The sequence below is a fragment of the Pseudomonas huaxiensis genome (assembly GCF_003231275.1).
Lineage (GTDB): Bacteria > Pseudomonadota > Gammaproteobacteria > Pseudomonadales > Pseudomonadaceae > Aquipseudomonas > Aquipseudomonas huaxiensis.
Genome location: NZ_QKVL01000005.1, coordinates 39,243 through 64,168 on the forward strand (window position 1 = coordinate 39,243; position 24,926 = coordinate 64,168).

29 protein-coding genes are annotated in these 24,926 nt (G+C 64.1%); 8 read left to right on the forward strand and 21 right to left on the reverse strand.

Annotation, left to right across the window (positions count from 1 at the left end):
- Positions 1-27: 27 nt before the first annotated feature.
- The 4 genes from DM374_RS08095 (at position 28) to DM374_RS08110 (ending at position 5,236) form a co-directional block, all read left to right on the forward strand.
- Entirely contained in the window at positions 28-894 is an 867-nt protein-coding gene (locus DM374_RS08095) for an urea transporter (protein ID WP_110969399.1), read from the forward strand.
- Between the two features lie 212 nt (positions 895-1,106).
- Complete coding sequence (locus DM374_RS08100) at positions 1,107-1,931, forward strand: ion transporter (RefSeq protein WP_110969400.1); 825 nt, start codon at positions 1,107-1,109, stop codon at positions 1,929-1,931.
- A gap of 91 nt (positions 1,932-2,022) precedes the next feature.
- Positions 2,023-3,024, forward strand: coding sequence for a sulfate ABC transporter substrate-binding protein (locus tag DM374_RS08105; RefSeq protein WP_095157011.1), 1,002 nt, complete (start codon positions 2,023-2,025; stop codon positions 3,022-3,024).
- A gap of 193 nt (positions 3,025-3,217) precedes the next feature.
- A complete protein-coding gene (locus DM374_RS08110; protein ID WP_404821327.1) occupies positions 3,218-5,236 on the forward strand; it encodes a mechanosensitive ion channel family protein in 2,019 nt (672 codons plus the stop codon).
- Positions 5,237-5,342: 106 nt separating this feature from the next.
- Here the strand turns inward: DM374_RS08110 and DM374_RS08115 are convergent, their stop codons facing one another.
- On the reverse strand, positions 5,343-6,263 hold the full coding sequence (locus DM374_RS08115) for a class I SAM-dependent methyltransferase (RefSeq protein ID WP_110969402.1): 921 nt from the start codon (positions 6,261-6,263) through the stop codon (positions 5,343-5,345).
- Positions 6,264-6,295: 32 nt separating this feature from the next.
- On the reverse strand, positions 6,296-7,198 hold the full coding sequence (locus DM374_RS08120; protein ID WP_110969403.1) for a DMT family transporter: 903 nt from the start codon (positions 7,196-7,198) through the stop codon (positions 6,296-6,298).
- Positions 7,199-7,333: 135 nt separating this feature from the next.
- Here DM374_RS08120 and DM374_RS08125 point away from each other — a divergent pair, with 135 nt between their 5' ends.
- The gene (locus DM374_RS08125) at positions 7,334-7,771 is read left to right on the forward strand and encodes an Lrp/AsnC family transcriptional regulator (RefSeq protein WP_110969404.1); all 438 of its coding nucleotides are present in this window, start codon (positions 7,334-7,336) and stop codon (positions 7,769-7,771) included.
- Between the two features lie 20 nt (positions 7,772-7,791).
- On the opposite strand, the gene DM374_RS08130 is transcribed toward DM374_RS08125, so the two are convergent.
- From DM374_RS08130 to DM374_RS08140, 3 genes are all read right to left on the reverse strand, one after another.
- Complete coding sequence (locus DM374_RS08130) at positions 7,792-9,012, reverse strand: D-amino acid dehydrogenase (RefSeq protein ID WP_110969405.1); 1,221 nt, start codon at positions 9,010-9,012, stop codon at positions 7,792-7,794.
- Positions 9,013-9,056: 44 nt separating this feature from the next.
- A complete protein-coding gene (locus DM374_RS08135; RefSeq protein WP_110969406.1) occupies positions 9,057-9,752 on the reverse strand; it encodes a histidine phosphatase family protein in 696 nt (231 codons plus the stop codon).
- Between the two features lie 291 nt (positions 9,753-10,043).
- Complete coding sequence (locus DM374_RS08140) at positions 10,044-10,382, reverse strand: FKBP-type peptidyl-prolyl cis-trans isomerase (RefSeq protein ID WP_110969407.1); 339 nt, start codon at positions 10,380-10,382, stop codon at positions 10,044-10,046.
- Between the two features lie 140 nt (positions 10,383-10,522).
- On the opposite strand from DM374_RS08140, the gene DM374_RS08145 reads away from it, so the two are divergent.
- Entirely contained in the window at positions 10,523-11,032 is a 510-nt protein-coding gene (locus DM374_RS08145; RefSeq protein ID WP_110969408.1) for a M15 family metallopeptidase, read from the forward strand.
- Here the strand turns inward: DM374_RS08145 and DM374_RS08150 are convergent.
- The 12 genes from DM374_RS08150 to ccmA form a co-directional block, all read right to left on the reverse strand.
- Positions 11,025-11,429, reverse strand: coding sequence for a GFA family protein (locus tag DM374_RS08150; protein WP_110969409.1), 405 nt, complete (start codon positions 11,427-11,429; stop codon positions 11,025-11,027). The two genes, DM374_RS08145 and DM374_RS08150, sit on opposite strands and share 8 nt — an antisense overlap.
- A gap of 294 nt (positions 11,430-11,723) precedes the next feature.
- Positions 11,724-12,662: a 2-hydroxyacid dehydrogenase gene (locus DM374_RS08155; RefSeq protein WP_110969410.1), complete on the reverse strand. Its 939-nt coding sequence runs from the start codon at positions 12,660-12,662 to the stop codon at positions 11,724-11,726.
- Positions 12,663-12,705: 43 nt separating this feature from the next.
- Positions 12,706-13,116, reverse strand: a complete 411-nt coding sequence (locus DM374_RS08160; RefSeq protein ID WP_110969411.1) for a hypothetical protein — start codon at positions 13,114-13,116, stop codon at positions 12,706-12,708.
- Between the two features lie 12 nt (positions 13,117-13,128).
- Entirely contained in the window at positions 13,129-14,331 is a 1,203-nt protein-coding gene (gene ccmI, locus DM374_RS08165) for a c-type cytochrome biogenesis protein CcmI (protein ID WP_110969412.1), read from the reverse strand.
- On the reverse strand, positions 14,324-14,800 hold the full coding sequence (locus DM374_RS08170; protein WP_095156998.1) for a cytochrome c-type biogenesis protein: 477 nt from the start codon (positions 14,798-14,800) through the stop codon (positions 14,324-14,326). The genes ccmI and DM374_RS08170 overlap by 8 nt, the downstream gene beginning before the upstream one ends.
- Positions 14,797-15,333 (reverse strand): DsbE family thiol:disulfide interchange protein, encoded by a 537-nt coding sequence (locus DM374_RS08175; protein ID WP_110969413.1) that lies wholly within the window; start codon positions 15,331-15,333, stop codon positions 14,797-14,799. Before DM374_RS08175 ends, DM374_RS08170 begins: the two co-directional genes overlap by 4 nt.
- Positions 15,330-17,303: a heme lyase CcmF/NrfE family subunit gene (locus DM374_RS08180; RefSeq protein WP_177431535.1), complete on the reverse strand. Its 1,974-nt coding sequence runs from the start codon at positions 17,301-17,303 to the stop codon at positions 15,330-15,332. The genes DM374_RS08175 and DM374_RS08180 overlap by 4 nt, the downstream gene beginning before the upstream one ends.
- Before the next feature lie 11 nt (positions 17,304-17,314).
- On the reverse strand, positions 17,315-17,767 hold the full coding sequence (gene ccmE / locus DM374_RS08185) for a cytochrome c maturation protein CcmE (protein ID WP_095156995.1): 453 nt from the start codon (positions 17,765-17,767) through the stop codon (positions 17,315-17,317).
- Positions 17,764-17,940, reverse strand: a complete 177-nt coding sequence (ccmD, locus tag DM374_RS08190) for a heme exporter protein CcmD (RefSeq protein ID WP_095156994.1) — start codon at positions 17,938-17,940, stop codon at positions 17,764-17,766. The genes ccmE and ccmD overlap by 4 nt, the downstream gene beginning before the upstream one ends.
- Entirely contained in the window at positions 17,937-18,707 is a 771-nt protein-coding gene (locus tag DM374_RS08195) for a heme ABC transporter permease (protein WP_110969415.1), read from the reverse strand. The genes ccmD and DM374_RS08195 overlap by 4 nt, the downstream gene beginning before the upstream one ends.
- Before the next feature lie 44 nt (positions 18,708-18,751).
- Positions 18,752-19,420, reverse strand: a complete 669-nt coding sequence (gene ccmB / locus DM374_RS08200) for a heme exporter protein CcmB (RefSeq protein WP_110969416.1) — start codon at positions 19,418-19,420, stop codon at positions 18,752-18,754.
- Complete coding sequence (gene ccmA / locus DM374_RS08205; protein ID WP_110969417.1) at positions 19,417-20,049, reverse strand: cytochrome c biogenesis heme-transporting ATPase CcmA; 633 nt, start codon at positions 20,047-20,049, stop codon at positions 19,417-19,419. The genes ccmB and ccmA overlap by 4 nt, the downstream gene beginning before the upstream one ends.
- Positions 20,050-20,239: 190 nt before the next feature.
- Between ccmA and fliK the strand changes: the two genes are divergently transcribed.
- Entirely contained in the window at positions 20,240-21,808 is a 1,569-nt protein-coding gene (gene fliK, locus DM374_RS08210; protein WP_110969418.1) for a flagellar hook-length control protein FliK, read from the forward strand.
- A complete protein-coding gene (locus DM374_RS08215) occupies positions 21,805-22,140 on the forward strand; it encodes an EscU/YscU/HrcU family type III secretion system export apparatus switch protein (RefSeq protein WP_110969419.1) in 336 nt (111 codons plus the stop codon). The genes fliK and DM374_RS08215 overlap by 4 nt, the downstream gene beginning before the upstream one ends.
- 117 nt (positions 22,141-22,257) lie before the next feature.
- On the opposite strand, the gene DM374_RS08220 is transcribed toward DM374_RS08215, so the two are convergent.
- The 4 genes from DM374_RS08220 to DM374_RS08235 form a co-directional block, all read right to left on the reverse strand.
- Complete coding sequence (locus DM374_RS08220) at positions 22,258-22,650, reverse strand: DUF2802 domain-containing protein (protein WP_110969420.1); 393 nt, start codon at positions 22,648-22,650, stop codon at positions 22,258-22,260.
- Between the two features lies 1 nt (position 22,651).
- Complete coding sequence (locus DM374_RS08225; protein ID WP_095156987.1) at positions 22,652-23,131, reverse strand: chemotaxis protein CheW; 480 nt, start codon at positions 23,129-23,131, stop codon at positions 22,652-22,654.
- Between the two features lie 65 nt (positions 23,132-23,196).
- Entirely contained in the window at positions 23,197-24,123 is a 927-nt protein-coding gene (locus DM374_RS08230; protein WP_110969421.1) for a CheW domain-containing protein, read from the reverse strand.
- Positions 24,123-24,911, reverse strand: a complete 789-nt coding sequence (locus tag DM374_RS08235) for a ParA family protein (RefSeq protein WP_110969422.1) — start codon at positions 24,909-24,911, stop codon at positions 24,123-24,125. The genes DM374_RS08230 and DM374_RS08235 overlap by 1 nt, the downstream gene beginning before the upstream one ends.
- Between the last annotated feature and the right edge of the window lie 15 nt (positions 24,912-24,926).

Sequence of the window (24,926 nt, forward strand, 5' to 3'; positions counted from 1 at the left end):
CGACCCACTTCACTCAGACCTACTGCCATGTACACCAAAAATCTAGTTAACCCTTGCCCCGACTGGGCGACCGCCTTGCTCAACGGTTTCAGTCAGGTGCTGCTGCAGCGTAACCCGCTGTGCGGCCTGTGCTGCCTGCTGGCCATCCTTCTCACCGCCCCGCACCTGCTCGGCGGTGCACTGCTGGGCGCCCTCTCCGGGCTGCTGGTGGCCCAGCGCCGTGGCTACGACCGCGCCGACCGCCAGGCCGGGCTGTACAGCTACAACGGCGTGCTGATCGGCGTGCTGTTCAGCTACCTGCTGCCGTGGTCCTCGCTGCTCGCACCGCTCATCATCGCCGCCGCCGGGCTCAGCAGCATGCTGGTGCACCAATGGCTCAAGCGTGGTGGTTCGGTATTGCTGCCGGCCTACACCTTGCCGTTCGTGCTGATCGGCTGGGCCTTGCTGGTCATCGCCGATCCGGCGACGGTTGCCAATGCGCCGGTCCCGGCCAATCCGCTGGATGCATTGGCGCGAGGACTGGGACAGATCTTCCTGCTGGATCAGCCGTTGGCGGGCCTGCTGATTGCCCTTGGCCTGCTGCTGTCGGATCGCTACGCGGCGGCCTGGGCCTTTGTCGGCGCCGCGATCGGCGGCAGCGTCGCGCTGGTGGGCGGTGAAGCGACTGCGGCCTACATGGGGCTTTATGGCTTCAATGCCGCGCTGGCCGCCCTCGCCTTCAGCGGCACCCGTGCCCAGCCGTGGAAACCGCTGCTGGCCATCGTCCTGGCGATCGCTGTGCAGCCGCTGTTCAACCTGCTGCCGGTTTCGGGGCTGACCGCGCCGTTTATCGTGGCGTGCTGGATGGTGCGGCTGGGTGGGTTTCGCAAGGTGAAAGCAGCGGCTTTGGGCTGATGTCATGGGCCTCATCGTTGCATGCGTATCTACACATCTTGCAGGCAAACGCAAAACGTCAGCCACTTGCGATCCTGTGGGAGCGGTGACCTGACGCCATGGGTTGCCTGAGATGTGTAGATACCCATGCAGCGATGAGGCACCCGAAACTTGCACAAAGCAGCAGCCACCCCCTAGGCTTCCCGGCACCACCCCCCGGAACACATCCCCTCATGAACACCCCTCAGAGCCTGCGCCAGCAGCTCTACGTCATCATCTTCCAAACCGACACCGTCGCCGGCCGCCGCTTCGACACCGCCCTGCTGCTGATCATCCTCGCCAGCCTGGTCATCGTGATACTGGACAGCATCGACGAAGTTCACCAGAGCTACGCCGGGCTGCTGGCCATAATCGAATGGGGCTTCACCGCCGTATTCCTGATCGAATACCTGATGCGCCTGTACTGCTCGCCCAAGCCGCTGCGCTACGCCTTCAGTTTCTACGGGCTGGTGGACCTGCTGGCGATCGTGCCGGGGATCATCGCTCTGTACTACAGCGACGCCCAATACCTGCTGATCATCCGGGTCATCCGGATGCTGCGGATCTTCCGCGTGCTCAAGCTCAGCCCGTACCTCAAGCAGGCCCATTACCTGCTCGACGCCCTGCGCGGCAGCAAGCAGAAGATCATCGTGTTCCTGGTCAGCGTCTCCACCCTGGTCACGGTGTTCGGCACCCTGATGTACGTGGTCGAAGGCCCGGAGCACGGCTTTACCAGCATTCCCAAGGGTATCTACTGGGCCATCGTCACCCTGACCACCGTCGGATTCGGTGACATCGTGCCGAAAACGCCGCTGGGCCAGGTCATTTCTTCGCTGGTGATGATCACCGGTTACTCGATCATCGCCGTGCCCACAGGTATCTTTACCGCCGAACTGGCCAACGCGATGCGCGGCGAGCAACTGCGTCATGACTGCCCGGTGTGCCGCAAGAATCAGCACGAACATGGCGCAGCCTTCTGTTCGCGGTGTGGCAATGCGTTGTTCAGAAAAGAGGAATAAGCAAAGCAGCTTTTAATCTTTTTGTGCCTAAGGCGCTTTGGCTATAGTCGCTGGCACAATGCCGTCAATTAACTCCAACAAGGAATGCACAGTGAAAAAACTCTTCAGTGCCTCGCTGCTGGCCGCGAGCCTGGCTGTGGGCAGCTTCGCCCAGGCCGCCCCAGCCCCACTGCTGAACGTCTCCTACGACGTGATGCGTGACTTCTACAAGGACTACAACGCCGCGTTCCAGAAGCACTGGGAAGCCGAGCACAAAGAGAAGATCACCGTGCAGATGTCCTTCGGCGGTTCGAGCAAGCAAGCGCGCTCGGTCATCGACGGCCTGCCTGCCGATGTCATCACCATGAACATGGCCACCGACATCAACGCCCTCGCCGACAACGGCCAACTGGTGCCGAACGACTGGGTCACCCGTCTGCCGAACCACAGCGCGCCGTTCACCTCGGCCACCGTGTTCATCGTCCGCAAGGGCAACCCGAAGACCCTGAAAGACTGGCCCGACCTGCTCAAGGACGGCGTCCAGGTGATCGTGCCTAACCCGAAAACCTCGGGTAACGGACGCTACACCTACCTGTCGGCCTGGGGCTACGTGCTGAAAAACGGCGGCGACGAGAACAAGGCCAAGGACTTCGTCGGCAAGCTGTTCAAGCAGGCGCCAGTGCTGGACACCGGTGGCCGTGCCGCCACCACCACCTTCATGACCAACCAGATCGGCGACGTGCTGGTGACCTTCGAGAACGAGGCCGAGATGATCGCCCGCGAATTCGGTCGTGATCAGTTCGAAGTGATCTACCCAAGCGTTTCTGCCGAAGCCGAGCCGCCGGTGAGCGTGGTAGACAAGGTCGTCGACAAGAAAGGCAGCCGCGCCACCGCCGAGGCCTACCTGAAATACCTGTGGTCGCCGGAAGCCCAGGAAATTGCCGCCAACAACTACCTGCGCCCGCGTGACCCGGCGATCCTCGCCAAGTACACCGACCGCTTCCCGAAAGTCGACTTCCTCTCGGTCGAGAAAACCTTCGGTGACTGGCGCACCGTGCAGAAGACCCACTTCAATGACGGTGGCATCTTCGACCAGATCTATACCGGTAAATAACCGGTAGGGTCCCTTATCGCTGGCAAGCCAGCTCCCACAGGTACTATGCACTGCTGACCTTGTGGGAGCCGGCTTGCCGGCGATGAGGCCTTCGAACCCGCCAGAAATCCCTCGCAGTAATCCCCCGCCGATCATTGTCTACCCTTTCCGTCACCCCCGGCCGAAGGAGTACCCCGTGATCCGATCCGTACTCATGCTGCTGTTCTGCGCCCTGCTCGGTACTTCCGCGCTGGCCGCCGGGCCGCTGTCTACTCTCACCGAAGAAAAACCCGCCGAAGCCGAACCCGTGGTCCAGGGCGGTCTGCTCGGTGCATTGGCCAATGGCCTGGACGATGTTTCCCAGGAACTGAACATCGACAACCACCTGCTCGACGCCTGGCGCCTGCGCGCCGACCGGGCCGCCAATGAAGTCGATCAACTGGTCACCCGCCACAACGGCAGCGACGCGCTGGAGATGATCGGCGACTTCCTGCTGCTCACTGTCACCTGGGCCCTGACCTTCGCCATCCTCTGCTACCTCGGCCGCCTGGCCACCCGTTACGTCCAGCACACCCGCCTGCTGCGCGAACGCCCCCGCCCGCAAAAACTGCTGGCCTACCTGCTGCCCTACACCCTGCCGGCAATGATCAGCCTGCCGATGACCCTGTTCATCAGTCGCCAGCTCGACCCGTCAGTGGGTCGCGCGCTGGGCATGAGCCTGGCCTACGCCACCAGCAGCGGGATTTTCTCCACCTCGATCATCCTGTGCCTGATCACCCTGTTCGACGTTGGGCACAAACGCGCAGCGGTGCGGATCATTCGCCAGGCGGCCCCGCGCCCACTGTTCCTGATCGGCTTCCTCGCGGCGTGGAGCGACGCCCTGACCAGCCCGCAGATCGCCCGGCAACTGGGCGGCAACCTGACCAGCAGCGCCGCCGTCATCACCGGCCTGCTGGCCACTGTGGCCTTCGCCGTGCTGGTGCTGCGCTCGCGTCGCCCGGTGGCGCACCTGATCCGCAACCGCAGCCTCAAGGACCGCCTGCAGCACCGCGCCGTGCAGGAAACCCTGCGGATCTTCTCGGCGCTGTGGTACCTGCCAATCCTGATGATGATCCTGGTCTCGGCGATCAACCTGATCGGCGCCGGCGAAGAGAGCCAGCGCGCCTTGCAAAAAGCACTGCTGACCACGGTGCTGCTGATCGGCACGGTGTTCCTGAGCATCACCCTGCAGCACCTGTTCAAGCCTCACCGCGCCAACGCCGAACAGCATCTGAGACCCTACAAGGAGCTGCTCTACAGCCTGGCCCACGCGCTGCTGCGGATTGCCATGGCAATCGCCTTCATCGAGCTGCTGGGACGGATCTGGGGCATTTCGGTGCTGGAGTTCGCCCTGCGCAACACTCTGGGCCGGGCGATCAGCGACTCCTTGAGCAGCATCGGCCTAATCCTGCTGGTGACCTGGCTGCTCTGGGTAGTGATCGACACGGCGATCCAAGAAGCCCTCAAACCCACCCCCGGCCGCCGCGCCTCGCGCCAGCCGAGCACGCGCCTGCGGACCATCCTGCCGATGTTGCGCAACGCCATCAAAGTGGTGCTGGTGGTGATCTGCACCATCACCACCATGGCCAACCTGGGGATCAACGTCGCGCCGTTCCTCGCCGGTGCCGGGGTGGTCGGCCTGGCCATCGGTTTCGGTTCGCAGCAACTGGTGCAGGACGTGATCACCGGGCTGTTCATCCTGATCGAGGACACCATCGCCATCGGCGACTGGGTGGTGCTCGACTCGGGCCACGCCGGCACGGTGGAAAGCCTGACCATCCGCACCCTGCGCCTGCGCGACGGCAAGGGCTTCGTGCATTCGGTGCCGTTCGGCCAGATCAAGGCGGTCACCAACCAGTCACGGCAGTTCGCCTACGCGTTCTTCTCGGTGCAGTTCAGTTACGAGACGGATGTGGACACGGCGCTGAAACTGATCCGCGAAGTGGGCCAGTCGATCAGCGAAGACCCGATCCTGCGGCACAGCCTGCAAGGGCCACTGCAAGTGTTCGGGGTCGACAGCATGAACCTCAACGGCATGACCCTGACCGCGCAATTCCGCACCACCTCGGGCGGGCAGTACGCGGTGAACCGGGCGTTCAATGAGCGACTGAAGAAGCTGGTGGACCAGACGGATGATGTGAGTTTTGCGCAGTACAACCCGGTGCCGGCCAGGGTTGGGGATCCGGCTCAGTAGGTTTTGGTGTTTCTGAGGGCGTAATCGCTGGCAAGCCAGCTCCCACAGGTCCGGTGCACACAGTCCCTGTGGGAGCTGGCTTGCCAGCGATAGGGGGCCCTAACAGTCACCGAAAAACCAAAGCCTTCAACCCACCCGCCACATCCGCATCCGGAAACTCCGGCGGATTCTCCAACCGCTCGATAAACGTCAACTGCGGCGCCTGCTCGGCCATCCCCTGAATCAGAAACTCCGGCCCGATCGCCGGATCATTGACGCAGGCCAGCACCGTGCCGCCCTCGGTCAACAGCTCCGGCAGGCGCCGCAGGATCTTCGCGTAATCCTGGGTCAGGGCGAAGCTGCCTTTCTGGAAGGTCGGCGGATCAATGATGATCAGGTCATACGGCCCGCCCTTGCGCACCTTGCCCCAAGACTTGAACAGTTCATGGCCGAGAAAACCGACCCGCGCCAGGTCGTGGCCATTGAGCCGGTGATTGTCCCGCCCCCGCGACAACGCCGCCCGGGACATGTCCAGATTCACCACCTGCTCCGCGCCGCCAGCGATGGCCGCCACCGAAAACCCACAGGTGTAGGCGAACAGGTTCAGCACCCGCTTGCCCGCCGCCTGCTCGCGCACCCAGCGCCGGCCGTAACGCATATCGAGGAACAGGCCGCTGTTCTGCTTCAAGCCGAGGTCCAACTGATAACGCAGGCCGTCTTCGTCGATCACCCGGGTTTCGCAAACCTCGCCCAACAGCCACTGGCCCGGGCTTTCCGGCAGATACCGGTGCTGGATCAACACCGCCGCGCCCGGCCAGTCAGCGCTGGCGGCAAGTGTGCGCAGCAGGCTTTCCAGCTCGGTGAGTTGACCTTCGGGCGGCTCGCGGAACAGCGACACCAGCAACACACCCTGCAGCCAGTCCACGGTGATCTGCTCCAGCCCTGGCCAGCAGCGCCCACGACCGTGGAACAGCCGCCGGGTTTCGGTCGGCGGCGGGTTCAGGGCGGTGAGCAGGTGTTGATGCAGGGTGTCGATGGCAGCGGTCATGGCGGGCAGTCGTTGAGCTAAAGCGGCGTATTCTACGCCCTCGCACCGCGCCCGCGGGTGGCGGATTTGAACCACCAGCCACGCTGCATCCCCGCAGCCGCCAGCAGGATCGCCGCCACGCCCAGCCATTGCAGCGGTTGCAGGCGGTGGCCGAAGGCGACCCAGTCCACCAGGATCGCGGCGATCGGGTAGATGAACGACAAGGCGCCGGTCAGCGCAGTGGGCAATTTCTGGATCGCGCCGTAGAGCAGCACATACATCACGCCGGTGTGGACGATCCCCAGGGTCACCAGGCTGCCCAGCTCCGCTTGCCCGCTGGGCAGCCCGCCGAGGTTGGCGAACGGCGCCAGCAACAGAATGCCGGTGCTGACCTGAATCAACGCGATCAAGTGCGGCGGCGTACCGCTCAAACGCTTGATGACCAGCGCCGCCACCGCATAGAGAAACGCCGCACCCAGCGCCAGCGCGATGCCCAGCAGGTACTCGTCGCCGCTCTCGCCCTGGCTGCCGTGGGCACTGACGATCGCCAGCATCCCGGCGAAAGAAACCCCTAGCCAGAACAGCTTGGGTACGGTGATTTTCTCTCCGAGGAACAACGCCGCCAGTCCCACCAGCATGAACGGCTGAACGTTGTACACCGCCGTACCGATGGCGATGGACGCCCGCGAATAGGACGCGAACAACAGCACCCAGTTACCGACGATGGCCACCCCGCTGAGCACCGCCAGCGCGAATGTGGCGCGGGTGAGAATGCCCGGACGCAGAAAACCCATGGCCGCACAGATCAGCAACAAGGTGCCGGCGCCAAACACGCAGCGCCAGAACACCACATCCAGCACCGGTTGCCCGGACACCAGCACAAACCAGCCAATGGTGCCGGAAATCAGCATGGCCCCGATCATTTCCAGCGAACCGCGACGTATCGAACTGTCCATCACTCACCTCCGGGAATATGTGACAAAGTATGCCGAGGGTGTCCGGAGCCATTCCATGGGATTAATCAGGCTGAAGCCGACGCCGACCTTTTTTATCAAGGCGATTTACGAAGATTGCCTAACGAGGGATTTTTCATGACCGACGCCATCGACCAACTGCTGCTCAACGCCCTGATGGAAGACTCGCGACGCTCGCTCAAAGCGCTGGCGAGCCTGACCGGGCTGTCCTCCCCCAGCGTCAGCGAACGCCTGCGCCGCCTGGAAGAGCGCGGCGTGCTCAAGGGCTACACCGTCGAAGTCGATCCGCGCAGCTTCGGCTACCAGTTGCAGGCCATCGTGCGCATTCGCCCGCTACCGGGGCAGTTGCATGAAGTGGAACGGCAGATCATCGCCATCCCGGAGTTCACCGAGTGCGACAAGGTCACCGGTGACGACTGCTTTATCGCCCGCCTGCATGTGCGCTCGATGGAGCAACTCGACACCCTGCTGGACAAGCTCAACAGCCACGCCGAGACCAGCACCGCAATCGTCAAGAAGACCCCGGTGAAACGCCGCCTGCCGCCGATGGACTGAAGGATTGCGAACGGCCGCGATCAGACAAGACCCGGCAACTCCAGCGCGGACGGCCCTCCGGCAAGGGTCCGCGCCAGCAGTTGCCCGCTACCGCAGGCCAGGGTGAAACCCAGGGCGCCATGGCCGAGGTTCAGCCACAGATTGCGGTACGGGCTCGCTCCCAGCAGCGGCACTCCGGTCGGCGTGGCCGGACGCATGCCGGCCCACTCCTGCCCGTGGGCGTAATAACCGGCGTCGGGAAAGCTGACGGCCGCCTGACGACGCAGGCTGGCGAGGCGCAGCGGATCCGGTGTTTCATCGAAACCGACAATGTCCACCATGGCCGCCACCCGCAATTGCTGGTCGATGCGGGCATACACGATCTTGCGGTCGTAGTCGGTGACACTCACCTCGGGCGCACGCGCGCCGACCGGCACGGTCAGGCTGTAGCCCTTGAGCGGATACACCGGCAATCGCAACCCCGGCAAGCCCAGTTGCGTAGCTCGATAGCCCGCGCAGAGCACCAGGTTTTCCACCGCCAGCACCTCGTCGCCCAACTCCAGGGCCTGGACCACACCCTTGCTGTGGCGGATCTTGCTGACCCGCTGGCCCAAGCGAAAATGGCAGCGCCCCGAGGCCTGCAAGCGCGCCGCCAGGGCCAGGCAGAAGCGATGGCAGTCACCGACCTCTTCGCAGGGCGTGAATACGCCCCCCATGAACGGCACACCGGCCAAGGCCGGCTCCAGCCCCGCCAGCTCATCGGCACCGAGCGCGTGCTGGTGGTCCGCATCGAGCCGCTGTCGGGCCTGGGCAAAGCTGGCGGACTCACGGAAAACCACCAGCTTGCCATTGCGCCGCCAGGCAAAACCGTCCAGGCCGTCTTCCTCGCGCCAGCTGGTCAAGGTGTTTTGACTGTGCAGCGCCAGCCGCAACAGGCGCGCGGCGTTGGCACGGTTAACCGAGCCCCGGCACGCGGCCATGAACGCCAATAGCCAACGCCACTGCGCCGGGTCCATGCGCGGGCGCAAACGCAACGGCGAATCGCCGCGCAACATCCAGCCGAGCGCGTGCCACGGCACACCGGCATCCGCCAGTGGCGCGACATAGCGATAAGAAAGTTGCCCGCCATTGGCGAAGCTGGCGCCGCTGGCCAGCGCGTCACCGGCTTCGATCAGCTCCACCTCGAAACCTTCGCGCACCAACGCGTAGGCCGTGGCCAGGCCGATCACACCGCCGCCGATGACTGTTACCCGACTCGTCATGCCCGCAATCCATTTGCCAAAACGGGAGTCAGAGTAAGGGTGTTCTACCGCAGCGCCAACCCGGAAGACTCATGTGCCGTCCCCGGGCATTGCACATCCCCACCGTCCAGCCCCTGCTTCACATTGCGACTGAGCATCGTCGCCTTGCCATCGCGCCAGGTCAGGGTCAGCACGTACAGCGAATCGAAGTCGCTGTTCTCCCAGTCCTCGGTAATCACCCGATCCTCGCCCAGGGCCTTGCCGGCCACGGTGTTGATCAGTTCGGGCAGGTAGCCGTGGGACCAGGCGGTGTACACCGTGGCGTTGCGGTACTTGTTACTCAACAGTTCGCGGGCCAGGGCGCCGGTGTCGTTGGCGCCATACTCGATGTTCACCGGCAGGCCGAGCTTGATGGCGCTGGGGCTGATAGTCATCAGCGGGCGGAGGTAGCTGTAGCTGTCGTCGTTGGCGCCTTCCTCCACTTCGCGGGAGGGGTTGGCGGCGAACACGTAATCGGCCTTGCCGAATTTTTCCGGCAACAGCGTGGCGAGATCAAGGGCGCGGTTCAGGCCCTGGCAGTTGAGTTGACCGAGACCTTCACCGGGCTTTTCGGCATGGCGCAGGAAGATCAGCGTCTGGGTGCCGTCCACCGGTTTGGCGAAACTGTCGAAGGTAGTGAAACCGAGAAGGGCCGCGCTGGCGGCGAGCACGGCGCAGAACAGCGCCTGGCGACGAAAAGAAAGCGTCATGGGCAACTTCATGATGAACCCTTGGCGGAAAGAATCGAGGTTGACCCGTCAGTGCTGCCCCGCGGCCGAAGCCGCGGAGCATCCCTGTCTGTCGCTCCTTCCGTGGAAGCGGGCATCCTTGAGAGTGCAGCAAGCCCGTTTGGTTCTGTCCCTGGGTGCTTATCCGTAAGCAGAGTCGAATGTAGTCCCTGGCTGTTACGAAATTAAGACGATGTCTCAACCGCGATAAACCATTTCGGTTTCATGCTTCGGAAATCGATCCAGTGGTAGGTGTTGAGCGCTTCTTGGGCGCATCTGGCGCCTTCAGTCGTCGCGGGTCAGCACTTCCAGCAGCTCGATCTCGAACTGCAGGTCTGAGCCCGGCGGGATCGAGCCCATGCTGCGCTCGCCGTAGCCCAGGTGCGCCGGCACGAACAGCGTGCGCTTGCCGCCGACTTTCATGCCCATCAGGCCCTGGTCCCAACCCTTGATCACGCGGCCGGTGCCGATCACGCACTGGAACGGCTTGCCGCGCTGGTGGGACGAATCGAACACGCTGCCGTCGGCCAGCGTGCCGGTGTAGTGCGTGGTGATCAGGGCGCCCTTGACCACTTCCTTGCCGTCGCCCAACAGGACGTCGGTGATTTGCAGTTCGCCGCTCATAGTGACCTCATTCAAGCGCGGTAATCGTAGCCGCAGCCTTTTCGCAGGATTGCCCTGGTTTTGCAAGGAGCAGGCGGCTATTGGTTATCGGTCTTACACTGGGTAGCTCTGACAACCACCTACCAGCGGCAGGAAGCGACATGAGCAAGGAGCTATGTAAAGAACTGGGGATCAGTGAAGACCTGTTGCTGGCGCGGGGTTTTGTCGCCTACCCCGAAGCACGGGTGCTGGCGATTGCCGAGATCAACGCCGACGCGCGCCGGTTCGAGCTGGAGCCGGACGCCGCCGCAGCCTGGAGGCAGATGAAGGCTGATGCCGCGGCTGACGGCGTCGAGCTATGGCTGATGTCGGCGTACCGCAGCGTCACCTACCAGGCCAATCTCATTCGCACCAAGCTCAAACGCGGCCTGTCGCTGGAGCAGATCCTCGCGGTCAACGCCCCGCCCGGCTACAGCGAGCATCACACCGGCCGGGCGATCGATATCAACTCGCTGGAAATCGACTTCGAACACAGCCACGCCTATCAGTGGCTGAGCAAACATGCGCAGAGGTTCGACTTCCATTTGTCCTACCCGCGAAACAACCCGCTGGGCTACCAGTTCGAGCCGTGGCACTGGTGCTACGGCACAACCTTGCTGGCGGTCAACTGAACTGCGCGATGACCTCGGCGCCGGTCATGTTCTGGGTCGGGTCGGAGAAGCAGTAGAAGGCTGGTTTCTCGTCGATGTAGACCTGCAGGTCGAAGGTCCAGGCGGTGTCGCCGTCGAGAACGCCGACCGGACCCGCATCGAAGCCACCGGCCTTGAGGCGGTAGAACAAATGGGTGCCGCAGCTCGGGCAGAAACCGCGCTGGGCCCAGTCGGAGGAATCGTAGACCGCCGGTTGCGCGCCGCTGAACTGCAGGGGCTGCGTGCTGTGCGCCACCAGCAGAGGGCCACCGCTCCATTTGCGGCACATGCTGCAATGGCAGGCGCTGACGCGGGTTTCATCGAGGGTGACGGAGAGCTGGATGGCGCCGCAGAGGCAGGTGCCTTGGTGGGTTGGCATGAGGGGTGCTCCTTGCGTTTATGAGGTGGCGAGGGAGTCTAGCAGTGTGGATGGAAGGCGCAGGCCGAATGTTATCTGGCGCTCTTGAGATCGAGCGCCGCTCGCGCGGCGCATCGCGAGCAAGCTCGCTCCTACAGTGGTTACAACGTGCCATGGCCATCAGATAGGCAATTGGCGAGCAATCGCGGGGGATGTTGTTGAGACAAGCATAGGCACGCTCAAACCACCGTAGGAGCGAGCTTGCTCGCGATGCGCCGCGCGAGCGGCGCTCAATCTCAAGGACCCTGAAATGTCCTAACCAGTCACCGGCGTCAACACCTGCTCCCCGGCAAAAAACGCCTGCAGGTTCTTCAGCACCAGCGCCACCGTATCCCGCGCCGCTTCCGGCGACTGCCCAGCCACATGGGGTGTCAGCACCACGTTGGGCAGCGTCTTGAGTTCATCCGGGACATTGGGTTCGTCATCGAACACATCCAGCGCCGCGCCGGCAATTCGCCGCTCACGCAACGCCGCAACCATATCCGCCGTAGACACCACACTGGCCCGGGCAATGTTCACCAGAAAACCCTCCGGCCCCAGCGCATCGAGCACCGCGCTGTCCACCAGTTGCCGGGTGTTGGCGCCACCGGGCGTGGCGACGATCAGGAAGTCCGACTCCCGCGCCAGCGCCAACGGGCTGTCGCAATACGAATAAGCCACATCTTCACGCCGGGAACGGTTGTGATAGCGCACCTGCATATCGAACCCGAGGGCACCGCGCCGGGCGATCGCCAGCCCCACCGCACCCAACCCGAGAATGCCCAGGCGCTTGCCCGAGATGGACGGGCTGATCACCCGGTTCCATTGGCCCTGGCGGGTAGTGGCATCGGCCTGGGGAATATTGCGCACCACGGCGAGCAGCAAGGCCATGGTGTGATCTGCCACCGCCACGGCATTCGCGCCAGCGCCGTTGGTGACCGTGATGCCCCGCGCCGCAGCGGCGGCCAGGTCGACCTGCTCGTAGCCAGCGCCGATCACGCAAATGATCTGCAAGGCCGGCAACGCGGCGATTTCAGCTGCGGACAAGCCCAGCGGGCCACGGGTCAGCACCGCGTCGATCTCACCGCCGTGGCGGGCGATGGCCTCGGCGCGCAAGGCCGGGGTCTGCGCGCGAATCAGGTGATAACCGTTGTTTTCCAGCAGGGGCAGGTAATCGTCGACCGTCTCGACCAGCACCAGTACCGTCTTTGTCATTTCAGGCTCCCAGGCATTTCAGCGAGGCAGCATTATGCTCCGGTCACTGGCCAAAAGCCCGTCCCAGACCGCCCGGTACACCACTGCTGTCGGTGTCCTGCCACGGGCCATCAGCGCTGGTCGCCCAGCTCCAGCCGTTGTTCCAGCGGTAGTAGGTGCGCTGGCGGTAGAAGGTGTTGGTCTTGCCCTCCAGCACGTAGACGCCCAGGCGCGGGTCCCAATGGCTGGCACCGCCCGGTGGCGGGGCGAAGCTGGCGGAGGTACGCGGCATGGGCTTCTGCGATGGGGTGACCGGTTTGGTCGGGACTGGCTTGGTCGGGCCCGGTTTGATCACCGGGCCCGGCGGGGGTGTGGTCTGGATCGGCGGCAGCGGCTCGCGCTCGGGCTGATGCACCGTACATGCGCTGAGCCCCAGGGCCAGTGAAATCAGGGTCAGGCGTACGGTGCTGTTCATGAGGGCGCTCTCTTACGGGTCCGGGCTGTCGATAGTCAGGTGTTGCGGCGCCTCGGTGCTGGTAGCCAGCGGTGAACCGCTACCGATCCACTCACCCTTGGTGGGCTGGCCGGAGCGTGAGATGCGCGCCACAAGTTGGACTTCGGCGAAGCTCGACAGTTTCATGTTCGGCATCATTGCGTCGCTGTCACTCAGTTCCACCTCGATGGGCAACTGCGCCACGGTGACCCGCTTGGCCGCCAGCGGCATCGGTGGACCAGACGCGGCGCGGGCGAAGATGAACACGGTATCGTCCGGCTTGACCTTGTCTTTCAGCGCCGCCGCCAGCTCGACGCGCACCGTCAGCCTGGCGCCGCTGGCTGCGGTGGCCGGTGCGGACGCCTTGCCTTCGCCGGCAGCCAGTTTTTCCTTGGCCTTGTCGATGCCGCCCAACAGCGCGGTGCGCGAGGCGTCACCTTCCGGCAGTTGCACCAGCAGGCGGTTCCAGTAATCGACCGCTTCCTGGTAGCGCTCGCCCTCGAAGGCGGCGATGCCCAGCAGGCCAAGGCTGGTGACTTCGTTCGGATCGGCTTTCAGGGCTTCATCGGTGATCGCCTGGAACTGCGGCGTCCACTGCTTGTTGTTGGCGAAATACAGCGCCTGGGCCCATTGGCCCAGCAACTCCGGCTGACGACCCGCCACGCCGACGGCGCGTTCGAAGGCCTTGGCCGCGTCCGCCGGACGCTCCTGGGCCATGTAGGCACGGCCAAGGAAGTACAGGCCCTCGGCATTCTCGGGCTGGGCGGCGACGGCGCGCTCCAGGCGCGAGGTCATTTCGTCCAGCGATTGCGGCGCCTGGGAGAATTCCTGGGCCAGCTTCACTTTGTCGCTGGAGCCGAAATGCAGGTACAGCCCGACCGCCATCAGCGGCACCAGGAACGCCGCCATCACCGGCAGCGCCTTGCCCAGCCGGGCGCTGCGGGTCGGCTCGGCATTGTCGGTGTCGGCCAGCAGTTCGCGGGCCGCTTCGTCGCGACCGCGGGAGAGTTGGTCAGCGTTGAGTACGCCCTCCTCGCCCTGGGCCTGCAGTTCGGCGACACGCTCCTGATACAGGGCGACGTTCAGGGCGGTACGGTCTTCTTCCTGCTGCGCACGACGGCCACGCAACACCGGAATCAGCAAAAAGCTCAGGGCTACCAGCAACAGCAGGCCTGACGCGAGCCAGAAATCAGTCATGGGTCTGTTCTTTGTCCAGCAGTTTGGCGAGGCGCTCACGCTCCTCGGGAGAAAGGTCGGCCGAACCAGCGGCCGCCGGTACGCGGCGTTTGCGGACAATCACCACCAGCACGCCGAAGCCACCGGCCAGCAGCAGCGCCGGACCGAACCAGAGCAGCCAGGTGCGGGCGGTCAGGGCCGGCTTGTAGCGCACGAAGTCGCCGTAGCGATCGACCATGAAGTCGACGATCTGCTGGTTGCTCTTGCCTTCGCCGAGCATGCGGAAGATTTCCCGGCGCAGGTCGGCGGCGATGGGCGCGTTGGAGTCGGCGATGTCCTGGTTCTGGCACTTGGGGCAGCGCAGTTCCTTGGTCAGCTCGCGGTAACGCTCGCGTTCGGCCTCGTCGGCGAACTGGTAGGTGTCGATTGCCGCCTTGGCCACGCCGCACAGGCTCAGGCCGAGGACAGCGGCTGCCAGCCAGCGCTTCATGGGCGAGCCTCATCGACCAGGCCTTGGTACAGCGGCGCCAGTTGCTCGCGCCAGACGGTTTCGTCGACAACACCGACGAACTTGTGGCGGATGATGCCTTCGGCGTCGATCAGGAAGGTTTCCGGCGCGCCGTACACCCCCAGGTCCAGGCCCAGGGTGCCCTGCTCGTCACGGATATCCAGTTGGTAGGGGTTGTGGAACTCGGCCAGCCATTTCAGCGCGGCGGCATTGTCGTCCTTGTAGTTGACGCCGTAGATCACCACGCCCTGCTCGGCCAGCTTGTTCAGCACCGGGTGTTCGACCCGGCACGACACGCACCAGGTGCCCCAGACGTTGACCAGCGCCGGCTTGCCGTGCAGGTCGTTCTGGGTCAGCGTGCGGTCGCCCTGCACGTTGGGCAGCGAGAACGCCGGGAACGGCTTGTCGATCATCGCCGACGGCAGCTCGGCCGGGTCCAGGTACAGACCGCGGTAGAGGAACACCGCCACCAGCAGAAACACCGCCAGTGGCAGCACCATGATCCAACGCTTCATGCAGTTGCTCCTTCCAGACCGAGTACGTCACGTACCTTGCTCTTGACCTTGACCCGATAACGCCGGTCCGTCGCCGCCAGCAAACCACCCAGACCGGTCAGCAGGCCGCCGAGCCAGATCCAGCGCACGAACGGTTTGACGTGCACCCGCACGGCCCAGGCGCCGTTTTCCAGAGGCTCGCCGAGGGCGACGTACAGATCGCGGGTGAAACCGGCGTCGATGCCGGCCTCGGTCATCATCGACTGCTGCACGGTGTACAGGCGTTTTTCCGGGTGCAGCACGCTGATTTCGCGGCCGTCCTGGAGCACGCGCACGGTGCCTTTGTCGGAAGTGAAGTTCGGCCCCTCGAAGTGCTTGGCGCCTTCGAAGACGAACTGGTAACCGGCCAGTTCCACCGACTCGCCCGGCGCCAGGCGCAGGTCGCGTTCAGCGCTGTTGTTGCTCGACAGCACCACGCCCAGGGCGCAGACCGCCAGGCCCAGGTGCGCGACGTGCATGCCCCAGTAGCTGCGGTTCAGGCCACGCACGCCTTTGAGCAGTCCTTTGTGACGGGTCTTGTCGAAGATGTCGCGCACGCCGCCGAGGACGATCCACGCCGCCAGGGCGAAGGTGGTCAGCACGGCCCAGTCGAAATCATCCACCAGCAGGCCACAGATCGGCGCCAGCACCGCGCTGCCGATCAGCACCGGGGTCAGCATGCCCAGCAGCCAGCGCACGGGGGTGTCTTTCCAGCGCACCAGCACACCCACCGTCATCACCACCATCAGCAGCGCCATCAACGGGATGAACAGTGCGTCGAAGTACGGCGGGCCGACTGACAGCTTGGCGCCGCTGAGGGCGTCGAGCACCAGCGGATACAGGGTGCCGAGCAGGATCATCGAAGCCGCCACCACCAGCACCAGGTTGTTGGCCAGCAACAGCGTCTCGCGGGACCACAGGGCGAAGCCGACCTGGCTCTTGACCACCGGCGCGCGCAGGGCGAACAGGGTCAGCGAACCACCGACCACGAACAGCAGGAAGAACAGGATGAACACGCCGCGCTCGGGGTCCGAGGCGAAGGCGTGGACCGAGGTCAGCACGCCGGAACGGACCAGGAAGGTGCCGAGCAGGCTCAACGAGAATGCCGCGATGGCCAGCAACACGGTCCAGCTCTTGAACACACCGCGTTTTTCCGTCACCGCCAGCGAGTGGATCAGCGCGGTGCCGACCAGCCAAGGCATGAACGAGGCGTTTTCCACCGGGTCCCAGAACCACCAGCCGCCCCAGCCGAGTTCGTAATAGGCCCACCACGAACCGAGGGTGATGCCGATGCCGAGGAAGGCCCAGGCGACGATGGTCCACGGCCGCGACCAGCGCGCCCAGGCGGCATCAAGGCGACCGCCGAGCAGCGCGGCGATGGCGAAGGCGAAGGCCACCGAGAAACCGACGTAGCCCATGTACAGCATCGGCGGGTGAACGATCAGGCCGATGTCCTGCAGCAACGGGTTGAGGTCGCGGCCATCACCTGGCACCTGCGGCAGCAGGCGCATGAACGGGTTGGAGGTGACGATCAGGAACGACAGGAAGCCGACGCTGATCATGCCCATCACCGCCAGCACGCGGGCGAGCATCACTTGCGGCAATTGCCGGGAGAAGATCGACACGGCGAAGGTCCAGCCGCCGAGGATCAGCGCCCAGAGCAGCAGCGAACCTTCGTGGGCGCCCCACACTGCGCTGAACTTGTAGTACCAGGGCAAGGCGCTGTTGGAGTTGCTGGCGACATAGGCGACCGAGAAGTTGTCGGTCATGAAGGCATGGGTCAGGCAAGCGAAGGCGAAGGCCAGGAAGGCGAACTGCCCCCAGGCCGCCGGCCGTGCCAGGCTCATCCACAGGCTGTCGCCGCGCCAGGCGCCGAGCAGCGGGACGCTGGCCTGCACGCAGGCGAAGCAGATAGCCAGGATCATCGACAACTGGCCGAGTTCGGGAATGATCAGCGAGGCGTTCATTGTGCAGGTGCTCCAGAGGCCGTCTGCCCGCTTTCCTTGAGAGCCTTGGTGACTTCCGGCGGCATGTATTTTTCGTCGTGCTTGGCCAGCACTTCATCGGCCACCACCACGCCGTCGGCGTTCAGCTTGCCCAGGGCAACGATGCCCTGGCCTTCACGGAACAGGTCCGGAAGGATGCCGCGGTAGGTGATCGGCACGGATTTGGCAAAGTCGGTGACCACGAAACGCACATCCAGCGAGTCGCTGGAACGCTGCACCGAGCCCTTCTCGACCATGCCGCCAGCGCGAATGCGGGTATCCAGCGGCGCCTCGCCGTTGGCGATCTGGGTCGGGGTGTAGAACAGGTTGATGTTTTCCTGCAGTGCGCTCAGGGCCAGGCCCACGGCGACACCGAGGCCGGCGAGCAGGCCGAGGATGATGAACAGGCGCTTCTTGCGTAGCGGATTCACTTGGCGTTCTCCCGGCGCAGACGGCGCGCCTCTGCTTGCAGGTAACGGCGCCGTGCCAGCAGCGGCGAAGCGACGTTGACGGCCAGTACCAGCAGGCAGATGCCATAGGCAGACCAGACATAAAGGCCGTGACGGCCCATGGCGAGAAACTCGCCGAAGGATGCGAAGCTCATCGTGCGTTCCCCAGGCTATTGAGTACTTCTTCCCGGACCCAGCTTGCGCGAGCTTCGCGCTTGAGCACTTCGAGGCGCATGCGCACCAGCAGCACGGCGCCGAAGAAACAGTAGAAACCGAGCACGGTCAGCAGCAGTGGCAGCCACATTTCCACCGGCATCGCCGGTTTCTCGGTGATGGTGAAGGTGGCGCCCTGGTGCAGGGTGTTCCACCACTCCACCGAGTACTTGATGATCGGGATGTTGATCACCCCGACGATAGCCAGCACCGCGCAGGCCTTGGCCGAGCTCTCACGATTGCTGATCGCGTGGCCGAGGGCAATGAGACCGAAGTACAGGAAAAGGAGGATGAGCATGGACGTCAGGCGGGCATCCCAGACCCAGTAGCTACCCCAGGTGGGCTTGCCCCAGATGGCGCCGGTGACCAGCGCCAACGCGGTCATCCAGGCCCCGATGGGCGCAGCGCTCTGCAGGGCGACGTCGGCGATCTTCATCTTCCAGACCAGCCCGACTACCCCGGCCACCGCCAGCATGACGTAGCAGGACTGCGCCAGCATCGCCGCCGGTACATGGATGTAGATGATCCGGAAACTATCGCCTTGCTGGTAATCCTGCGGCGCGAAGGCCAGGCCCCAGACCACGCCCGTGCCGATCAACAGCACTGCGGCGATGGCGAGCCAGGGCAGCATGCGACCGCTGATGCCGTAGAACCATTTGGGGGAACCGAGCTTGTGAAACCATGTCCAGCTTATTGCGCTGCTTTTCATCACGGTACATCCAGGGTCTTTGCTGGGCAGGGGCCCAGACCTCGTTATTCGCCGACGCTGATTTTCAGGCCGGCGGCTATTGCGAAAGGTGCAAGGGTGATTGCCAGGGCGGCCAGACTACCGAGCCAGAGCAGGTATCCGGTTGCAGGCATAGCTTGCACTGCTGCTTGTAAGGCGCCACTGCCCAGGATCAACACCGGGATATATAGCGGCAGAATCAGTAGCGCCAGAAGCAGCCCACCTCGTTTCAATCCGACCGTCAGGGCCGCACCCACGGCACCCAACAGGCTCAGCACCGGAGTGCCGAGCAAGAGTGATGCCAGCAAGACCGGCAGACATTCCACGGGCAATCCGAGCATTACCGCCAGAAGCGGCGACAACAATACCAGTGCCAGCCCGGAAAACATCCAGTGTGCCAGCACCTTGGCCAGTACCAGTAGGGGCAACGGGTGCGGCGAAAGGACCCACTGTTCCAGCGATCCGTCCTCGAAATCACTGCGAAACAGCCCGTCCAGCGAGAGCAGGACGGCTAAAAGCGCAGCCACCCAGACTAACCCTGGAGACAAGTTTTGCAACAATTGTGTCTCAGGTCCGACCGCAAGTGGAAACAATGCGATGACTATCGCGAAAAAAACCAGCGGGTTGGCCAACTCCGCCGGACGGCGGCAGAGCAGTCGGGCTTCGCGACGCAACAACAGGACAAATACACTCATGCGGCCCACTGCCCCAGGTTGATATCACGATAACCGGACGGCGTACGTTCCAGCGTGTGGTGGGTGGTCAACACGACCATGCCGCCGTTCTCGCAGTGCCGCGCCAAATGCGCTTCGAGCTGCGCGACGCCTTGTTTGTCGAGGGCGGTGAAGGGTTCGTCGAGGATCCACAGCGGCGGGCTGTCCAGGTACAGCCGGGCCAGCGCCACGCGGCGCTGCTGACCGGCGGACAAGGTGTGACAGGCGACGTCTTCGAAACCGCGCAGGCCCACCGCTTCCAGCGCCTGCCAGATGGCGTCGCGACTGGCGGGGCGATGCAGGGCACAGAGCCAGGTGAGGTTTTCTTCCGGGGTAAGCAGGTCCTTGATCCCGGCCGCGTGGCCGATCCACACCAGGGAACGGGCGAGTTCGGTGCCCTGCCCGGCCAGCGGCTTGCCGTTGAGCAGCACCTCACCGTGGGTCGGTTGCATCAGGCCGGCCAGCAGGCGCAGCAGGCTGGTCTTGCCGCTACCGTTGGGACCGCTGATCTGCAGCATGTCGCCGGCCGACACCTGCAATTCGAGGTGTTCGAAGAGCATCCGCCAGTCGCGCTCGCAGGCCAGGCCCACGGCTTGGAGTTGAGGAGTCACAGATTCGCCTTATGGTTTCGCAGACTGTCTCAAGTCGGTACAGGCCTGGCCGTTATAGTGACAACGAAAACCTGGCCGACCGGTCTGGTCGCGAGCGCCGCCGGATCCTGCGCTCGCGGAAGAAATCGGCCGGCATTATACATGCCATGTCCTACTGTAAAGAGGGCTATTTGAACAGGTCGCAACGCGAATGACAGGCGAAATAAACAGCCTTGGCCCACAGGTTCCCGCCAATGCGCAGGTGCGTGCTGCGGCAATGACCGGCGAGTTGGTAAAGCTGGTGCAAGCCCAGCCCGACCTGGTGCCCGCCGGCGAAACGACCAAGGGCGAAGTGCTGTCGCTGCGTCAGGTGGGCCAGGAGTTTCAGTTGCTCCTGCGCTTGTTGCAGGCCAACGGCCAGCAAGTGACGGTGCAGACCACCGCCAACCAGCCGCTGGCCCAGGGCACTCAGTTACTGATCAGCCAGCCGACGTCGAACCAGTTGAGCCTGACGCTGCAACAAGCCATCGCCAGCAATGTCGCCACCCTCACCCGCCTCGACAGCCGTGAATTCCCGGAAGGCACGCTGGTGCAGGGCAAGGTGCTGACCACCCAGTTGCAGCCGCAGGCAGGCAACCTGCCAGCGGTCTACCGTTCACTGGTCAGCCTGCTCAACACTGCCCAGGCGGGTGCGACCCTCGCCATCGACTCCCCTCGCCCGCTGCCGCTGGGCAGCCTGCTCAGCGCGCGGGTGCAGGGCGACCAGGCGCTGAGCTTCGTGCCCCTGAGCGGGCGACAAGATCAGATGGCCATCGCCCAGAACCTCAGCACCCAGCAAAACCGCCAGGCCTCGCTACAGGGCATGCTCGCGGCCATGCAGCGCATCGCCAGCGACGACGGCCAGCCGGAACAGGTGCGCGCAGCGGTGGACAAATTGCTCGCCAGCCTGCCGGATATCCGCCAGTTCAGCGACACCCGCCAGGTGGCTCAGGCACTCAGTAACAGCGGCTCGCTCCTGGAAGCGCGGCTGTTCAACGGCGCCACCGGGCAACTGGCACCCGACCTCAAGGCGCAGATGGTGCGACTGGTGGCACAACTGCTGCCCAACGTCCCGGGCGGCACCCTGTTCAGCCCGAGCACTGCGGCGATCGTGGCCCAGGCCCTGCCGGGCATGGTGCGCAGCGCCCTCGGCGCCCTCGGCCAGGTAGCGCCGAAACCGCACCCTGGCAGTTTCCCGCTGCCCACCCGGCTATTACAGAACCTCGAAGAAGAAGGCGACTTGCAACACTTGTTGCGCCTCGCCGCTGCGGCCATTTCGCGCGTGCAGAGCCACCAACTGGCAAGCCTGGAGCAAACCGGAACCACCCCCGACGGCAACCTGCAAACCACTTGGCAACTGGAAATCCCTCTGCGCACCGGGCCGGAATTCATGCCCATGCAGGTCAAGGTGCAGCGCGAAGAAACCAAGGAGCAACAAGCCGACCCCGAGCGCGAACGGCGTGATCCGCTGGAAATGCTCTGGCGTGTCGAACTGGCGTTCGACCTGCACCCACTGGGGCCTTTGCAAGTCCAGGCGCAGATCACCCAGGGCAACCTGTCCAGCCAGCTCTGGGCAGAACTGCCGGCCACCGCGCAACTGATCGAAAGCCAATTGGGCGACCTCCGGGCACGACTGGTGGCGCGTGGCGTCAACGTCAGCGAATTGCACTGCCACCAGGGCGTACCGCCGCTGGGGCCGCGCACGCATCTGGAACAACGCTGGGTGGATGAAAACGCATGAGCAAGAAGACACCCCGCCAGGCCATTGCCCTGAACTACGACGGCGCCCGCGCCCCGACCCTGACGGCCAAGGGCGACGACGAACTGGCGGAAGCGATCCTGGCGATCGCCCGCGAGCATGAAGTGCCGATCTACGAAAATGCCGAACTGGTGAGGTTGCTGGCGCGCATGGAACTGGGCGACAGCATTCCGGAAGCGCTGTACCTGACCATTGCCGAGATCATCGCCTTTGCCTGGCAGTTGAAAGGCAAGATGCCGGTGGGGTTCAACGATGAGGGGCCGGGGGAGCGGGATATCACACCGGATTTGAAGCGGTTGCCGGCTCCCGAATGATCATCGCTGCGGTTCGGCGCCCCGACAAGCCAGCTCCCACAGGTTTTGTGCCAGCCCCACGATCCCTGTGGGAGCCGGCTTGCCGGCGATGAGGCCGCAAAACGCGACAAAAAACCTTCAGCCCTTGTGCAGCTTGCTCATCAACTCCGCCTCGGCCTGGGTCAAACCGCAGGTCTGGGTCAGTTCGTCGACACTGGCGCCCATGCCCACCAGCCGCGCCGCCTGAGCAAACGACAGGCTGTTGGGGTCACGCTGCTCCAGTTGCAACATTTTCTCCGGCAGGGGCGCGACCGCCGCACGCAGTTCGTGCAACGCCTCGCCCATCGCCACCGAGCTGTTCTGGTAGTCGTCCAGGCGCTTGCCCAGGTCCTTGATGCGCTGGTCACGCAACGCATCGCCCTGAGCCTGCTGCGTGGCCATTTCACGCTGGCGCTTGCTGTAGCCGATGAACAGCCACACGCTCAACGCCCAGAGCATCGCCAGGAATACAACCGCAACCTCCAGGATCAACTCAGATGTTCTCCAGCTCGGACCACTCTTCCTCGGTCATCATCTTGTCCAGCTCGACCAGGATCAGCAGTTCGCCGTTTTTGTTGCAAACGCCCTGGATGAACTTGGCCGATTCTTCGTTACCGACGTTCGGCGCAGTTTCCACTTCGGACTGACGCAGGTAGACCACTTCGGCCACGCTATCGACGAGGATGCCGACCACTTGCTTGTCCGCCTCGATGATGACGATACGGGTGTTGTCAGTGACGTCGCTGGGCGCCAGGCCGAAACGCTGACGGGTGTCGATCACGGTGACCACGTTGCCGCGCAGGTTGATGATGCCCAGCACGTAGCTCGGCGCACCCGGAACCGGCGCGATCTCGGTGTAGCGCAGCACTTCCTGGACCTGCATCACGTTGATGCCGTAGGACTCGTTGTCCAGGCGGAAGGTTACCCACTGCAGGATCGGATCTTCGGAACCCTGTCCAGACGTCTTTTTCATTCCCCTAACCCTCAAAAACCGCCGTCGGCGGAGTGCTCAGTGCGATCGCGCCGGTGCGCGACCGATCATTTATGGTTTAACTGCATTTTCTTGACCGCACCGCTGGCGATCAGCTCGGCCAGCTCGGCGACGTCAAGCAATGCGCACATGTGTTCGATCACCGTGCCGGCCAGCCACGGCCGCTGGCCGCGCTGGGTACGCCACTTGATCTCGCTCGGATCCAGACGCAACGAGCGGCTGACCTGATGCACCGCCAACCCCCACTCATAGCCCTGCACCGAAATCACGTACTGCAGACCGTCGCGGAAATCGTCGCGATAGCGCTCCGGCATGACCCAGCGCGCGGTATCCAGCACCTTGAGGTTGCCCGCCTGGCTCGGCAGGATGCCCAGGAACCAGTCTGGCTGGCCGAACAGCGGCGTCAGCTCGTGACCGTGCAGCGAATAGATCGACCCGAGGCACACCAACGGCACCGCCAGGGTCAACCCGGCGACATCGAACAGCAGGCACTCGAACGGCTCGGCGGCCCAGGACGGACGACCATCCACTGTCTTCGGCGGCTGCGGCACATCCGGAGCCAGGTGGACGTCCACCAGCGGCTCGATCCGCGCAGGCGCTTCGACAACCGGCTCGATGACCGGCGCAACGATCTTTTCGACCACCGGCTCTACGACCGGTGCAACCTTCAGGACCGGCGGTGCGACCACGATCCTGACCGGTGCCGGCTCGGCGAAGGTGGTCGGTACGGCGGTGGTTTCGCGGCGCGCATCGCGGGCCTGCTCTTCCAGCACCGCCGCCTGGAACTCATCCAGCACCTCGGTGGAAACCGGTGGCACCGGCGGCTCGGCCACCACCGGGATTACCGGCGGCAGCGTTGGTACAACCACAGGTTCCGCGTAAGGCAGCTCTTCAGTGGCTTCATGCAGCAAGCCGTCGAGGTACGACTGCAAGGCCATTTGTGGCCGGGTGGCGAGGTTTTGCGGACGGTTCATCAAGCCACCTGCGCCACAGACTTCTGCGTCAGCAGGTGCTTGAGCAAGGCGCGGTAAGCCACCACGCCGCGGCTCTTGGCATCGTATTGCGACGGTGTCACCCCAGCCCGGCTGGCATCACGCAGGCGGGTATCAACCGGGATGTAACCTTGCCAAATGTCCTCCGGATAGCCATCACGCAGCACTTTGAGGGTGCCCATGGACGCCTGGGTGCGACGGTCGAACAGGGTTGGCACGATGTGGAATGGCAGCGCCTGGCGGCGCGAACGGTTGACCATCGCAAGGGTGCTGACCATCCGCTCGAGGCCTTTCACAGCCAGGTACTCGGTCTGCACAGGGATCACCAGCTGCTGGCTCGCCGCCAGCGCATTGACCATCAGCACGCCGAGCAGCGGTGGGCTGTCGATCAGGGCGTAATCGAAATCCTGCCAGAGTTGCGCCAGACTCTTGGCGATTACCAGGCCCAGGCCATTCTGCCCGGGCGACTGGCGCTCCAGCACCGCCAGCGCAGTACTGGACGGCAACAGCGAAATCTTTTCGTGGCTGGTGGGCAGCAGCAATTGCCCCGGCAAGCCGTCAGGCACCGTGCCCTTGTGCTGGAACAAGTCGAAGTTGCTGTGCTCCAGGGTGTCGGGGTTGTGCCCGAAATAGCTGGTCATCGACCCATGCGGGTCGAGGTCGACCACGACCACGCGCCGCCCGGCATCGGCCAGCAAACCTGCCAGGGCGATGGACGTGGTGGTCTTGCCGACGCCACCTTTTTGATTGGCTACTGCCCAGACTCTCATGCGCTGCTTCCTCCC